Source organism: Streptomyces lavendulae subsp. lavendulae, assembly GCF_002803845.1.
Classification (GTDB): domain Bacteria; phylum Actinomycetota; class Actinomycetes; order Streptomycetales; family Streptomycetaceae; genus Streptomyces; species Streptomyces lavendulae.
Map to the genome: position 1 here is coordinate 906,249 of NZ_CP024985.1, position 13,115 is coordinate 919,363.

At 73.4% G+C, this 13,115-nt stretch carries 13 protein-coding genes; 5 read left to right on the plus strand and 8 right to left on the minus strand.

The window, feature by feature from the left end; genetic code table 11:
* Positions 1 to 55: 55 nt before the first annotated feature.
* Positions 56 to 793 (plus strand): hypothetical protein, encoded by a 738-nt coding sequence (locus SLAV_RS04050; RefSeq protein WP_030228832.1) that lies wholly within the window; start codon positions 56 to 58, stop codon positions 791 to 793.
* 49 nt (positions 794 to 842) lie between these two features.
* Here SLAV_RS04050 and SLAV_RS04055 read toward each other — a convergent pair whose 3' ends face one another.
* Positions 843 to 1,193, minus strand: coding sequence for a hypothetical protein (locus tag SLAV_RS04055; RefSeq protein WP_030228829.1), 351 nt, complete (start codon positions 1,191 to 1,193; stop codon positions 843 to 845).
* A gap of 149 nt (positions 1,194 to 1,342) precedes the next feature.
* On the opposite strand from SLAV_RS04055, the gene SLAV_RS04060 reads away from it, so the two are divergent.
* A complete protein-coding gene (locus SLAV_RS04060) occupies positions 1,343 to 2,422 on the plus strand; it encodes an alpha/beta hydrolase (protein ID WP_234333527.1) in 1,080 nt (359 codons plus the stop codon).
* A 56-nt stretch (positions 2,423 to 2,478) separates the two neighbouring features.
* Positions 2,479 to 2,691, plus strand: coding sequence for a hypothetical protein (locus tag SLAV_RS04065; RefSeq protein ID WP_030228825.1), 213 nt, complete (start codon positions 2,479 to 2,481; stop codon positions 2,689 to 2,691).
* Here SLAV_RS04065 and SLAV_RS04070 read toward each other — a convergent pair.
* The 3 genes from SLAV_RS04070 to SLAV_RS04080 form a co-directional block, all read right to left on the minus strand.
* Positions 2,660 to 2,899 (minus strand): hypothetical protein, encoded by a 240-nt coding sequence (locus tag SLAV_RS04070; RefSeq protein ID WP_030228823.1) that lies wholly within the window; start codon positions 2,897 to 2,899, stop codon positions 2,660 to 2,662. The genes SLAV_RS04065 and SLAV_RS04070 overlap by 32 nt on opposite strands.
* Positions 2,900 to 3,041: 142 nt before the next feature.
* Positions 3,042 to 3,713, minus strand: coding sequence for a response regulator (locus SLAV_RS04075; protein WP_030228821.1), 672 nt, complete (start codon positions 3,711 to 3,713; stop codon positions 3,042 to 3,044).
* On the minus strand, positions 3,710 to 4,894 hold the full coding sequence (locus SLAV_RS04080; protein WP_051840665.1) for a sensor histidine kinase: 1,185 nt from the start codon (positions 4,892 to 4,894) through the stop codon (positions 3,710 to 3,712). Before SLAV_RS04080 ends, SLAV_RS04075 begins: the two co-directional genes overlap by 4 nt.
* Before the next feature lie 301 nt (positions 4,895 to 5,195).
* Between SLAV_RS04080 and SLAV_RS04085 the strand changes: the two genes are divergently transcribed.
* The gene (locus SLAV_RS04085; protein ID WP_234333525.1) at positions 5,196 to 7,352 is read left to right on the plus strand and encodes an MMPL family transporter; all 2,157 of its coding nucleotides are present in this window, start codon (positions 5,196 to 5,198) and stop codon (positions 7,350 to 7,352) included.
* Positions 7,353 to 7,440: 88 nt separating this feature from the next.
* Here the strand turns inward: SLAV_RS04085 and SLAV_RS04090 are convergent, their stop codons facing one another.
* The 3 genes from SLAV_RS04090 to SLAV_RS04100 form a co-directional block, all read right to left on the minus strand.
* The gene (locus SLAV_RS04090) at positions 7,441 to 9,231 is read right to left on the minus strand and encodes an ABC transporter permease/substrate binding protein (RefSeq protein WP_030228813.1); all 1,791 of its coding nucleotides are present in this window, start codon (positions 9,229 to 9,231) and stop codon (positions 7,441 to 7,443) included.
* Positions 9,231 to 10,310: a quaternary amine ABC transporter ATP-binding protein gene (locus SLAV_RS04095; RefSeq protein WP_037686948.1), complete on the minus strand. Its 1,080-nt coding sequence runs from the start codon at positions 10,308 to 10,310 to the stop codon at positions 9,231 to 9,233. The genes SLAV_RS04090 and SLAV_RS04095 overlap by 1 nt, the downstream gene beginning before the upstream one ends.
* Before the next feature lie 201 nt (positions 10,311 to 10,511).
* Positions 10,512 to 11,471 carry an RNA polymerase sigma factor SigF gene (locus tag SLAV_RS04100; protein WP_078950248.1) on the minus strand — a complete coding sequence of 320 codons (960 nt, stop codon included), beginning with the start codon at positions 11,469 to 11,471 and terminating at the stop codon, positions 10,512 to 10,514.
* A gap of 144 nt (positions 11,472 to 11,615) precedes the next feature.
* Between SLAV_RS04100 and SLAV_RS43590 the strand changes: the two genes are divergently transcribed.
* Positions 11,616 to 12,239, plus strand: coding sequence for a helix-turn-helix transcriptional regulator (locus SLAV_RS43590; RefSeq protein ID WP_394298614.1), 624 nt, complete (start codon positions 11,616 to 11,618; stop codon positions 12,237 to 12,239).
* On the opposite strand, the gene SLAV_RS04110 is transcribed toward SLAV_RS43590, so the two are convergent.
* The gene (locus tag SLAV_RS04110) at positions 12,232 to 13,041 is read right to left on the minus strand and encodes a GntR family transcriptional regulator (RefSeq protein ID WP_030228804.1); all 810 of its coding nucleotides are present in this window, start codon (positions 13,039 to 13,041) and stop codon (positions 12,232 to 12,234) included. The two genes, SLAV_RS43590 and SLAV_RS04110, sit on opposite strands and share 8 nt — an antisense overlap.
* Positions 13,042 to 13,115: the final 74 nt, after the last annotated feature.

The following is a 13,115-nucleotide window of genomic DNA, read 5'->3' on the forward strand; positions in this document are numbered from 1 at the left end:
CCCGAACGGCGGTCCCCGCGGTGCGCGGCCCGGCCGGGGCCGGGAGGGTGACGGCATGGGCGCATGGTGGTACCGCAACATCCTGGAGCCGGGCAAACTTCCGCTGCTCCTCGCGCTGTCCGCGTTCGTGGTCACCTTCGCCGTCACCCGGGTCATCACCCGGATGATCCGGGCCGGGAAGGGCCCGTTCCGCAACGTCACACCGGGCGGGCTGCACGTCCACCACGCCGTGCCCGGGGTCGTGCTGATGACCGTGGGCGGGTTCACGGCGATCGCGGGAGGCCGGACGGGGTGGGGCTCCTGCATCGCGGCCGTGCTGTTCGGCATGGGCACCGGCCTCGTACTGGACGAGTTCGCGCTGATCCTGCACCTGAGCGACGTCTACTGGAGCAAGGAGGGCACCATCAGCATCGAGGTGGTCATCATGACCTCGGCGCTCGCGGCCCTGCTGCTGTGCGGGTTCCTGCCGCTCGGTGTGGACGGGCTGACCCCGGACGAGGAGCACGACCGGCTGACCGCGGTGGGGACGGTGGTGGTCAACCTGCTGCTGGCCGTCGTCGCCCTCTTCAAGGGGAAGCCGCGGATGGCCGTGCTCGGGGCGATCGTCCCGCTCATCGCGCTCGTCGCCGCGCTGCGGCTGGCCCGGCCGGTCTCCCCGTGGGCGCGCCGCTTCTACCGGGGGCGGCCGAGGGCGCGGGCGCGGGCCCTCAAGCGGGCCTACCACCACGACCTGCGCTGGAGCGGTCTGCGGCGCCGGGTCGACTACCTGATCGGCGGCGCGCCCAGCCGGTAGGGGCGGCCGCGGCTCCCCGGACGGCGCCGCCCGGGGAGCCGGGGGCCGCTCAGGCCTCGGCGGGCACGGCCGGGGCGGCTTCGAGCTGCCAGGCGTGGCGCTTGAACTCGCGGCGGAAGTCGGCGTGGTCCTCCCACTGACGGGCGATTCCGCGCAGCACGTCCCAGTGGTGTTCCACCGACTGGTCGATGACGTTGCGCATCCGCTGGTCGGCGCTCTCCCGCTGCTCGAAGAGCCCCTTCACCGCCGACGCCTCCAGCACGCTGTTGCGCAGCGCGCGCAGGGCCCGGGAGGTGTCGTCCATCGCGAAACCGCGCTCACTTCCGGTCTCCGCCTCGAACAGCGGGGTCAGCCGCGCCTCGATGAACGCGGTGATCCGCTCGAAGTGCTGCACGTCCATCAGGGGTCTCCCTTTCCCGCCGTGCGCGCGCCCGGGGCGCGGCACGGCCCTTCGAAACTGCTCGGGGCCGAGCTCCGTTGCAGGATACGAGGTCCGCACGACCGGCCTGCCACAGGTCCGCTTCCGGCGGAAAGGGACATACTGCTGCCGTGAACGACACGGTCGGTGCGGGACGGCACCGCGGGCGCCCACGGCGGCGCCGGTTGATCGGGGCGGTGCTGGCGGTGGCCGTCGCGGGGGTCCTGGTGACGGGTGCGCTCATCCGGGACGACGCGTTCTCGGACACGGGCGACACCGTACGGCTCGACGAGGGCGGGGGGCGGGCGCGGGGCGCGCCCGTGGACGCCCTGACCCAACTGCCCACGGGCCCGGCGCCGGAGCTGAGGATCGCCGCGACGATCCCGGAGGACGGCAGCAAGGTGCTGGTGACCACCCTCGCGGGGAAGAAGTCGGGGTTCACGGGCAAGGTCTGGCTGTGGCTGCCGCCCCAGTACAAGGAGGCGCGGTACGCGCACAGCGGCTTCCCGGTGATGATCGCGCTGCCGGGCGGGCCGGGATTCCCCGTCAACTACTGGATGGACCGCAACCTCAAGCTGGAGGCGAGCATCTCCGCCTGGTCCAAGGACGGCAGCAGCCTGCCGTTCATCCTGGCCATGCCGGTGCTCAACCCCCGGACGGACGGGAAGGAAGGCCTCTACTGGGACGGGAGCGACATCCCGGGGCAGCCGAAGATGGGAACCTGGCTGACCGAGGACGTGCCCGATCTGGTGCGGTCGGCCTTCCGGACCATCAAGTCCCGGGACGGATGGGCCTTCATGGGGAGCTCGACCGGTGGTTTCGCGGGGCTCAAGGCGGTGCTGCAGAAGCCCGACCGGTTCAAGGCCGTCATCGCCGGGGGGCCCGACATCCTGCCCGACTCCCGCCTGTGGCGCGGGTACCCCCGGGAGAAGCTGGAGAACAGTCCGCCTGAGCTGGCCCGGCGGCTCATCGACCGCAACGGGCCCGAGGTCTACCTCGCCTTCCAGGTCGGCACGAAGGGCAGCGACGTGCGCTGCCGGCCGCAGGTCGAGAACTTCATCCGGCGGTACGGGACGGGACCCGTGAAGACGAGGTTCCACGTCGACGAGGGCGGCGGGCACAACGCGCGCACGTACGTCCCCGGCATGCACGACGGGGAGCTGATCCAGTGGGTCAGCGCGCACATGCGCGGTCCGGTCCCCGGCGGCTGACCCGCGGCGGGGGAATCCCCTGGCCGCGGGGGTCCGGTCCGGGGTTCAATGCGGCCATGGAGAACCCGCTCGCCCCGGTCTGGGAGACGCTGCCCGAGGACGTACGCGCTCACGTGGACGGCCTGTTGCTGCTGGACCGCCGCATCATGGCGGTGAAGGCCGTCCGCGACGCCTCCCCGGAGCCCGCGCCGGGCATCCGGGCGTGCGTCGACATGCTGGAGGAGCGCCGCGCGGTGCTCATCGCCCGGGGTACGGCGCCGGCGGGGTGACGGCCAGGACCGGCGGGGCCGGGGAGGCGTGGCGGTGGCCGCAGGGCTCGAAGACCAGGAGCACCGGCTCGCCGGGGCGTTGGCGCCAGGAGATCCGTTCCGGTACCCCGGTGCACACCGGGCAGGAGGGCAGCGGGCCCGGCCGCCCCGCCCCGAACTCGGGCGCGAGCACGCGCGTCGGCGGCGGCACGGTCTGCGGATCACGCACGGCGGCTCCCTGGTCGGGCGGTGTCACTCCCCGCACTGTGCCATGACCGGAGTCCGCCGCGCACGGGCGAATCCTCCAGTGTTCCGGCTGGTCAGGGGGAGGTCCACCGGTCCGCACCGGGTGCTCTGCGGACACTTGGTGATCAAGCGGGCTTCCGTTCGGCCTCGACCAGTCCGGATTCGTAGGCGGCGATGACCGCCTGGGCCCGGTCGCGGACGCCGAGCTTGCCGAAGACGCCGGTGATGTGGTTCTTGACCGTGGAGACGCTGATGTCCAGCTCCGCGGCGATCTCGGCGTTGTCGAAGCCGCCGGCCAGCAGCCGCCAGATCTCCAGCTCGCGCGGGGTCATTCCGGTGGGCGACGCGGGCACGGCGGGCCGGGGTTCGCGCGGGGCGGCCCGTACGTAGGTGGAGATCAGCCGGGTCAGCAGGCGGGGCGCGACGGCGGCCTCTCCGGCGTGGACCGTGCGGACGGCCGCGATCAGTTCCTCGGGGGAGACGTCCTTGGGCAGGAAGCCGTAGGCGCCCGCGCGCAGGGCGGCGACCACGTACTCGTCCATGTCGAAGGTGCTCAGGGCCAGCACCCGGGACCCGGGCCGGGTGCGGGCCAGTTCGGCGGTGGCCCGGACCCCGTCGAGGACGGGCATCCGGATGTCCATGACCACCACGTCGGGGCTGAGCCGGCCGGCCAGTTCCACGGCCTCCGCCCCGTCGCCGGCCTCGCCGACCACCTCGACGTCCGGGTGGGGGGCGAGGATCAGGGCCAGGCCGCGCCGGACCAGTGGCTGGTCGTCGGCTATGAGCACGCGGATCATCGGCGGGCTTCCTCTCCCTCGGGGGCGCCGGCGCCCGGTGCCACCGGGAGGCGGGCCGCGACCCGGAACCCGCCCGCGTCCTGCGGGGCGGCCTCCAGGGTGCCGCCCTGCAGGGCGACGCGTTCACGCATTCCGATCAGACCGTACCCGCCGCGGCCGGGCGGCCGTACGGGGGCCGCTCCGGTTCCGGATCCGCCGCCCGGCCCGTCGTCGCTCACCTCCACCGTCACCTCGTCCGGGCGGTACGTCAGCCGGACGCGGGCCCGGGTGTCCCCGGCGTGCTTGCGGGCGTTGGTCAGGGCCTCCTGCACCACCCGGAACACCGTCAGGCCGACGGTGGGCGGGAGCGGGCGGACCGGGCCCCGTACGGTGAACTCCGTCTCCATCCCGGCGAGCCGGGACTCGGTGACGATCCGGTCCAGGTCCCCGGCCCCGGGCTGGGGTGCGGGCGGGGCCGTCTCCGGCTCCTCCCCGGCCCGCAGCACGTCCAGCAGCTGCCGCATCTCCGAGAGCGCCAGCCGGCCGGAGCCCTCCAGGGTCACCAGGGCCTCGCGGGCCGCTTCCGGATCGTGCGCCAGATTGGCCCGGGCCCCGCCCGCCATCAGCTGCATGGTGGTGATGTGGTGGGCCACGATGTCGTGCAGCTCCCGGGCGATCCTGCGGCGTTCCTCGGCCACCGCGCGGTCGGCGAGCAGGATCCGGTTGGCCTCGGTCTCGCGCTGCCAGCGCTTGGCCAGGAGGCCGGTGACGACGACGAGGACGGTGGCCGCCACGTTGGCGAGTACGCCGTAGCCGGACTCGAACGGCAGGCCGCCCTGGCCCAGGCAGCTCAACGGCGCCGTCAGGAGGGCGGCCACGGCCACCACCGCGGGGCCGCGGGCCACCGCGACCGAGTACAGGGCGACGGACGGGGCGAGACCGAAGTGCGGGGACACCGAGGTGACCAGGTTCACCACCACGCCCAGGACCAGCACCACCGCCAGCGTCGCCACCGGGTGGCGGCGCCTGGCGACCAGGGACAGTCCCGCGGCCACCACCAGGGCCCCCGTGGTGACCCCCAGCGGGGCATCCTCGAACTGGGTGTCGAAGGCGAAGCCGGTGAGGTCCACGGCCGTGGCGCCGACGGCCACCAGTGCGTCGTTGCGCGTCCACGTCAGCCGGTCGGCGCGCGTCGTGCTCATCGGTGTCGGTCCTCCCCCACGGACCGCCGTCCCGGCTGCCCTCGTCCGTCCATTCTCGCACCGGCCCGCGCCCCGGTCGCCGTCCCCGGGGACCGCTGCGGACCAGGACCACAGTCCTGGTCCGGGCCCGTCCCCGGACCCTGGTACCGGCCGGGAACTCCTCCTTGACCAGGACGTTTTCCCGCCCGGCCGGTGATGGTCTGGATACGTGCCGGGCACCCCGGCGCAGTCGCAACGGACCGACCGGAGGAGAACAGTGATCCGCGCCCTGACGGGATGCTCGACGAGGAACGCATGGAAGGTGATCGCCCTCTGGGCGGTCCTGGGCATCGGGCTGACCATCCTGGGCCAGGTGTTCGTCTTCCGCGCCACCCAGCCCGGCAACGACGGCTTCCTGCCCGCCACCTACGATTCGGCGGCCGCGCTGCGGATCTCCGAGGACCACTTCGGCGCACGGCCCGACAGCGATCCGGTCACCGTGCTGGTGGCCCGTACGGACGGCGGCGCGCTCGGCGCCGCCGACGAACGCAGGATCGGGGAGGTGTCGGCGCGCCTGGCGGCACGGAAGATCGTCATGCCGAGGACCAAGGACGACCCGCCCTTCACCCAGGACCACTCCCAGATCCCCCGGATCGGCGCCGGGATGACGGCCCCGGACCGTTCCTTCCGGCTGCTGTCCGTGGAGCTCAAGGGCAATCCGCAGGACCCCGGGGTGCAGTCCACCTACCGGGAGTTCCGGGAGCAGACCCGGACGGCGTTCCGCGAGGCGGGGCTGCGCACGGGGTTCACGGGCGGGCTGGCCGCGACGGTGGACACCGCCGACGCGGAGAAGACCCGGTCGACGGTGGTCGGCGCGGTGGTCATGGGCCTGATCGTGCTGCTCCACGTACTCGTCTTCCGCAGTGTGCTCGCGGCGCTGCTGCCGCTGCTCGCGATGGCAGTGATCGGGGGCGCGGCGGCCGGGTCGGTGATCCTGGCGTCGATGGCGACCGGCATCCGGCTGGCCCCCTCCACCCCCTCGCTGATCAACGTGGTGCTGATGGGCATCGGCATCGACTACTTCCTCTTCCTGCTGTTCCGTTTCCGCGAACGGCTGCGGCTGCACCCCGGGGAGACGGGCCGCAAGGCCGCCGCGGAGGTCGCGGGCCGGGTGGGGACGGCCGTCACCTCGGCCGCGCTGACGATCGTCGCCGCGTTCGCCACGCTCGGGATCGCCTCCTTCGGCCAGTTCCGGGTGCTGGGCCCGGCGATCGCGGTGTCCGTGCTGGTGATGCTGCTGGGCAGCCTGACGCTGATGCCGGCACTGCTGGCCGTGAGCGGCCGCAAGATGTTCTGGCCCTCGCGCGCCCTGCGGCGGGAGCCGCGCGCGGGCCTGGCGGGGCGGCTCGGCGAGCTGACGGCCCGGCGTCCGGTGGCGCTGGTCCTCGCCTCGGTGGTGCTGCTCGGCGCGCTGACGGCGGGTCTGGCCGGCATCCGCGTGGACTACGGGCAGTCCGGCGGGGACGGGGAGCGGACCGGCGCCGTGCTGACGGCCGAGGAGATCTCCCGCTCGCTGCCCGCCGGGGTCTCGGACCCGACGAGCGTGCTCGTCGCCGCCCGGGACGGCGCGCCGCTCGGCGCGGAGCGGGTGGCCGGACTGGCCGGGGCGCTCGCCCGGGTGCCCGGAGTGGGCCGGGTGGCTCCGACCGTGCTCAGCGAGGACGGGAAGGCGGCCCGCATCGACCTGCTGCTGACGGTGGAGTCCGCCGGGCAGGAGGCCCGCGACCTCGTCTCCGGGCCGGTCCGCACGACGGTCCGCGCGAACATGCCCGCCGGGACCGAGGCCCATGTCGGCGGAACGGCGTCGGTGTTCGCCGACATCGCGGTGGCCGTCGACAAGGACCTGAAGGTCATCTTCCCGGTGGCCGCGGTGCTGATCGCCGTCATCCTGCTGGTCCTGCTGCGCAGCGTGCTCGCGCCGCTGGCGCTGATGCTCGCGGTCGGACTCGGCTTCGCCGCCACCCTGGGGGCCTCGACGCTGGTCTTCCAGCACGGGCTGGGTCGGCCCGGCGTGGACTTCACGCTCCCGCTGGTGCTGTTCCTGTTCGTGGTGGCGCTGGGCACCGACTACAACATCCTGATCAGCGACCGGATCCGGGAGGAGATGGAGCGGCCGGGACCGGCCCGGGCGGCGGTGGCCCGTGCCGTACGGCAGACCGCGCCGGCGATCGCCACCGCCGGGCTGGTGCTCGCCGCGTCCTTCGGGAGCCTGGCCGTCAGCCCGCATCCCGGTACGCAGCAGACCGGTTTCGCGACGGCGGTCGGGATCCTGCTCTCCGCCTTCGTCCTGTCGATCGTGCTGGTGCCCGCGCTGGCCGCGCTGCTGGGCCGGTCGCTGTGGTGGCCGCTGCGACCGCGGCCCGGCGCTGGTGAGCACCGGGCGGCCCGGCCGGAGGCCGAGCGGGTGCCGGTGGGCTGAACCGGCCGTACCGGGAACGCCGCGGCGCGCGGGACCACGACGGTCCCGCGCGCCGCGGCGTACGGACGGTCCGGGCGGCGGGGCCCGGTCAGGTGAGCCGGTCCACCTCGGGGTGGTCCTTCAGCCAGGCGCGCACGGCCTGCTGCTCCTGCCCCTTGCCGGTCTCCTGGATCTTCCCCTCCAGGCCGGTGAGCTGGGCCTCGGTGAGCTTGAAGGAGCGCAGCCACTCGGCCACCTTCGGCTCGTCGTCGGAGAAGCCCTTGCGCGCCAGGGTGTGGATGCCGTCACCCTTGCCCCAGGCGCCCTTGGGGTCCTCCAGCTTGGTGAGCTCGTACGCGGAGTAGGCCCAGTGCGGGGACCAGAGGACGACCGCGACGGGCTCCTTCTTCTCGTAGGCCCGCTTCAGCTCGGCGAGCATGCCCGGCGTGGATCCGTCGACCACCTTGTACTCGCCGTCGAGGCCGTACTCCCCCAGCACCTTGTCCTTGAGGATGGACATCTCTCCGGCACTCGGCTCGATGCCGATGATCCGGCCCTTGAACTCGCCGGACCTGCCCTTGAGGTCGGCCAGCGAGCGGACGTCCTTCATGTACGAGGGGACGGCCAGCTCCAGCGAGGTGGGTCCGTACCAGGAGCCGAGGTCCTCCAGCTTGTTCCCGTACTTCTTCCAGTACTGGGCGTGCGTGACGGGCAGCCAGGAGTCGGTCTGGAAATCGATCTGGCCTCCGGCGAGGCCGGTGTAGAGCGCGCCGGCCTCCAGCTGGCGGGCGTCGACCTTGAAGCCGCGGCGCTCCAGCAGCTCCTTCCAGAGGAAGGTCGAGGCGATGCCCTCGTCCCAGGGGATGTAGCCGAGCGAGACCTTGCGGCCCTTGCCGATGTCGGCGGCGCCGGCCGGGCCCTGCTCCTCGTGGGCGCCGAAGGTGCTCATGCCTCCGGCGACGAGGGCCAGGACGACGGCGCCGGTGACGGCGTACGCGGGCTGCGGCCGGTGGCTCCAGAGCCGGGCCGCCCCGCTCGCGGCGGCCCGGGTCTTCTCCAGGGCGCGGCGGCCGAGCGGGGAGACCTGGCGGCCCAGCGCCCCGGTCATCCGGTCCAGGTACATGGCGAGGATGACGATGGAGACGCCCGCCTCGAAGCCGAGGCCGATGTCGACGTTGCCGATGGCGCGGTAGACGGCGCCGCCGAGTCCGCCGCCACCGACCATGCCGGCGATGACGACCATGGACAGGCCCAGCATGATGACCTGGTTGACGCCCGCCATGATCGTGGGCAGGGCCAGCGGGAGCTGGACGCGCACGAGCGTGTCGCGCGGGGTGGTGCCGAAGGCCTCCGCGGCCTCGACCAGTTCCGCGTCGACCTGGCGGATGCCGAGCTCGGTCATCCGTACGCCCGGCGGCAGCGAGAAGATGATCGTGGCGATGATGCCGGGGACCACGCCCACGCCGAAGAAGATGATGCCGGGGATCAGGTAGACCATGGCGGGCATGGTCTGCATGAAGTCCAGGACGGGCCGCAGGGTGGCGCTGACCCGGTCCGAACGGGACGCCCAGACGCCGAGCGGCAGGGCGAACACGAGCGTGACGAGGGTCGCCACGAGGACCAGCGACAGCGTGGACATGGCTTCGTCCCACAGCGCCACCGAGTCCACGAGCGCGAATCCGGCGAAGGCCAGCAGGCCGGCGAGCAGCCCGCGCAGCCACCAGGCGGCGACCGCGAGGATGCCCGCGAAGAGCAGCGGGGCAGGTGCGGAGAGCACCGCGTCGATGCCGTCGTAGAGGCCGGTCACGACGGTGCTGATGGCGTCGAAGAGCCAGGACAGGTGGCGCTGGAGGAAGTCGACGGTGCTGTCGGCCCAGGCGCCGAGGTGCAGGCGGGGCATCAGGCGGCCACCTCCGCGCAGGCGCAGGCCATCGGGGGCCGCTGCTCGTCACCGATGAAGGCGACGAGCCGGTCCTGCGGGACGGAGCCGACGACGGCCCCCTCCGCGTCGGTGACGTTCACCGCGTGCGGGACCCGGGCGCTGACGGCGCACAGGTCGGCGAGCGGGGTGTCGGCGCTGACGGTGGGGCAGGTGCAGCCGTCCGCGCCGTCGGGGACGTCCTCGGGGGCGTCGTCCATGACGGCGTCGGCGGTGAGCACGCGCGAGCGGTCGACGTCCTGCACGAAGGAGGCGACGTAGTCGTCGGCGGGACGGGTGAGGATGTCCTCGGCCGTGCCCTGCTGGACGATGCGTCCGTCGCGCATGACGGCGATGGAGTCGCCGAGTCTCATGGCCTCGTTGAGGTCGTGGGTGATGAAGACGATGGTCTTCTTCAGCGTCCGCTGGAGTTCGAGGAGCTGGTCCTGCATGTCGCGGCGGATCAGCGGGTCGAGGGCGCTGAAGGACTCGTCCATCAGGAGCAGGTCGGCGTCGGTGGCCAGGGCGCGGGCGAGGCCGACGCGCTGCTGCATGCCGCCGGACAGCTCGTCGGGCCAGGACTTCTCCCAGCCGCCGAGCCCGCACAGCGTCAGCGCCTCGGCGGCGCGCCGTTCGCGCTCGGCCCGGGGGACGCCCTGGACCTCCAGACCGTAGGCGGCGTTCGCCAGCACGTCGCGGTGGGGGAAGAGCGCGAAGTGCTGGAACACCATGGAGATCCTGGTGGAGCGTACGTGGCGCATCTCACGCGCCCCGAGCGCGGTGAGGTCCTCGCCGTCGAAGAGGATGCGGCCCGCCGTGGGCTCCAGCAGACCGTTGAGCATCCGCAGGAGGGTGGACTTGCCGGAGCCCGAGAGCCCCATGACGACGAAGATCTCGCCGGGCTCGACGCGGAAGGAGGCGTCGATGACGGCCGCCGTCGTGCCGTCGGCGCGCAGCTCGTCGCGGTCGGCGCCGCGTTCGAGGGCCCGGACGGCGGCCGCCCTGTCGCCGGGTCGCCTTGCGAACACCTTGTAGACGTGTTCGGCCTGGAGCGTGGACACATGCACCTCGTGGGTCGTACCGGGTCCGGAGCACCGCTGGCGGCGGTGGCCGGGGAGCGGGGCGGGATCGGCCCGCGCGGTCCGCGCCCGCGGCCCGATCGGCCGGAGGGCGTGGTTCCGCTCCAGTGGCCCGCTTGCCCCGGCCCGGTCCCGGCAAACGGCCGGGTGACGCGGCTCACGGTGTGCGCCCGCGATTCCGGGTCAGGCGGTGCGTGTGCAGGCGCGGTCGGGCTCGGGGCCGGGGTCGGCCAGCATCGAGGCCCGCAGGTGGGCGAGCAGCCGGGTGAGCAGGCGGGAGACCTGCATCTGCGAGATCCCGAGCTCGGCGCCGATCTGGGCCTGGGTCAGCTCCTCGCCGAAGCGCATCCGCAGCATGGCGCGTTCCCGGTCGCTGAGGCGTTCCAGCAGCGGGGCCAGGGTCTGGATGTCCTCGACGAGCTCCATGGCCGGCTCCTCCTCGCCCATGACGTCGGCGAGGGTGTGGCCTTCGGCGGGGCCGTCGCCGTGCTCGCCCTGCGGGGCGTCGAGGGAGCCGCTGGTGTGGCCGTTCGCGGCGACCAGCCCCTCGATGACCTGCTCGTCGGTGAGGTCGAGGTGTGCGGCGAGGTCGGCGACGGTCGGCGAGCGGTCGAGCTTGACGGTCAGCTCCTCCTTCGCCTTGGCGATGTCGATGCGCAGCTCCTGGAGCCGGCGCGGGACGCGGACCGCCCAGGTGGTGTCGCGGAAGTGGCGCTTGATCTCGCCTGTGATGTACGGCATGGCGAGGGTGGAGAACTCGTTCTCGCGGTCCGGGTCGAAGCGGTCGATGGCCTTGATGAGGCCGATGGTGCCGACCTGGACGATGTCCTCGATGTCGCCGTTCTCACCCCGGCCGCGGAAGCGGCGCACGGCGTACTGGACGAGTGAGGCGTTCATCTCGATGAGGGTGTTGCGGACGTACTGGTACTCCGGGGTGCCTTCTTCGAGGGCGCGCAGGCGCCGGAAGAAGACCTTGGAGAGCTCGCGGGCGTCGGCCGGGGCCATCTCGCGGGGTTCGTCGATCCGGGGCAGGCCCGCGGTGCGGGCGGCCTCGGCGGTGCGGCGGGGGCACGGGAGCACGGCGGCTTCGGCGGTGGGGGTGCCGGGGGTGGCGGTGGAACTGGTGCTGGCGGAAACCGGCATGGGTTCGCTCCTTGGGCTGGTCGGCTTGCGGCGCGGGACCTTGACTGCCGTAGATGCTGGCCTTCTTCTTCTCGTACGTCAAGAATTACCGGAAACTCGTTTCGCGTCTTGCGTGACATGAATCATGTGTCGCATGATGACCACATGGGGAGCATGACGCGTCGGCAGAACTGGACATTCCTGACAAATCACGCCCGCGTCCTGGTGACCATCGCCCGGGATCCGGCCGTGCGTTTGCGGGATGTGGCCGCGACGTGTGCGCTCACCGAGCGCACCGTGCAGACGATCGTGGCGGACCTGGAATCCGACGGGTACCTCCAGCGGGTGCGTGACGGACGTCGCAACCGGTACGAGATCTCGGCGGGTGCCGTGTTCAGGCACCCCGCCGAGGCCGGAGTCCAGGTGGCCGGCCTCCTGGCCCTCCTCACGGACGCCCCGGCCGCCCCCGATCCCCTCACCCCGGACCCGGACCCGGACCCGGACACCGAGCCCGACCCGATCGGCCCGGTCCCTCCTGTTCCCGTGACCGCGACGGACTTCCCGGCTTCCCCGGATACCACGGACTTCCCGGCCTACCCGGTCCCAGCGCTCGGCGCGGCCGGCACGCTTCCGCCGGTCGGCTCGGACTTCCCGGTCGGCCGGGCCGCCCCCGTTTCCCCGGGAGGCTCGGCCTCCCCGGTCGCGGCCGGGCCGGTCGGCTCGGCCGCGACCGGGGAGGTCCTCGCGGACGGGCCCGGCCGCGGACCCGTTCCGGCAAGGCCTAGCTGACGCGGAATCCGATGGCCTCCGGGTGGCGGTGGAACGTGAGCCGGTCCCAGGTCGGGAAGGCCAGGTCGGTGACGGCGACCAGCCGGCCGGAGGCGTCGTGCAGCAGGCGGCGTACGGACAGGCCGCAGGCGGCGGCCGGCGCCTCGGGCCGGCTGGTGCGGGTCATCGTGATGGTCTCGGCGGTCCGGCCCCGGGCGGCGGCCCGCTCCAGCCACCGGTGCAACGGCCTCAGGTCCTCGTCCCGGGCGACGGCCGACCGGTCCAGGTAGGGCGCCAGTTCCGGGGTCCGGGCGGCGGTGCGCGGGCAGATGTACGTCACGGCGTGCTGGAGCGCCTCGCCGCGCGGGCCGTGGACGCGCCGGTGGTGGACCAGGGTGCGCGCCCCGCCGCTCATGCCGAGGAGCGCGGCGAGCGAGGGCGGCACGGTGACCAGGGTGAGCCGGGTCACGGTCCCCCCGGCCCGCGCGCCCGCCGCTGCCGCGTGCGGGGCCGGACCGTCCGGGGTCCCGGCCGGGTGCCGGTGGACTCCCGGGGCGGCCGGTGCGAACGGTGCGGCGGCCTGGATCCCGACCGCCCGCGTGCCCCGGCGGCCGGTGACGATCAGCCCGTCGGCGCGCAGCTCCCGGAGCGCGGCGCGGACGGTCTGCCGGTTGACCCCGTACCGGGCGGCGAGGTCGCGCTCGGACGGCAGCCGGCCGCCGGAACCGTGGGCGCAGCGGTCGAGTTCGGCCCGCAGCTCTGCGGCGATCCGCTGGTACTTGGGCATGGCGGCCGGGCCGCCGCCCCGCGAAGGGGAGGGCATGGCTTCTCCTCTGACGGGTGGTCAAGGACTGCGCGGTCTGCCCGCCCAACCTAGCATTGGTCTATACCTTTCGG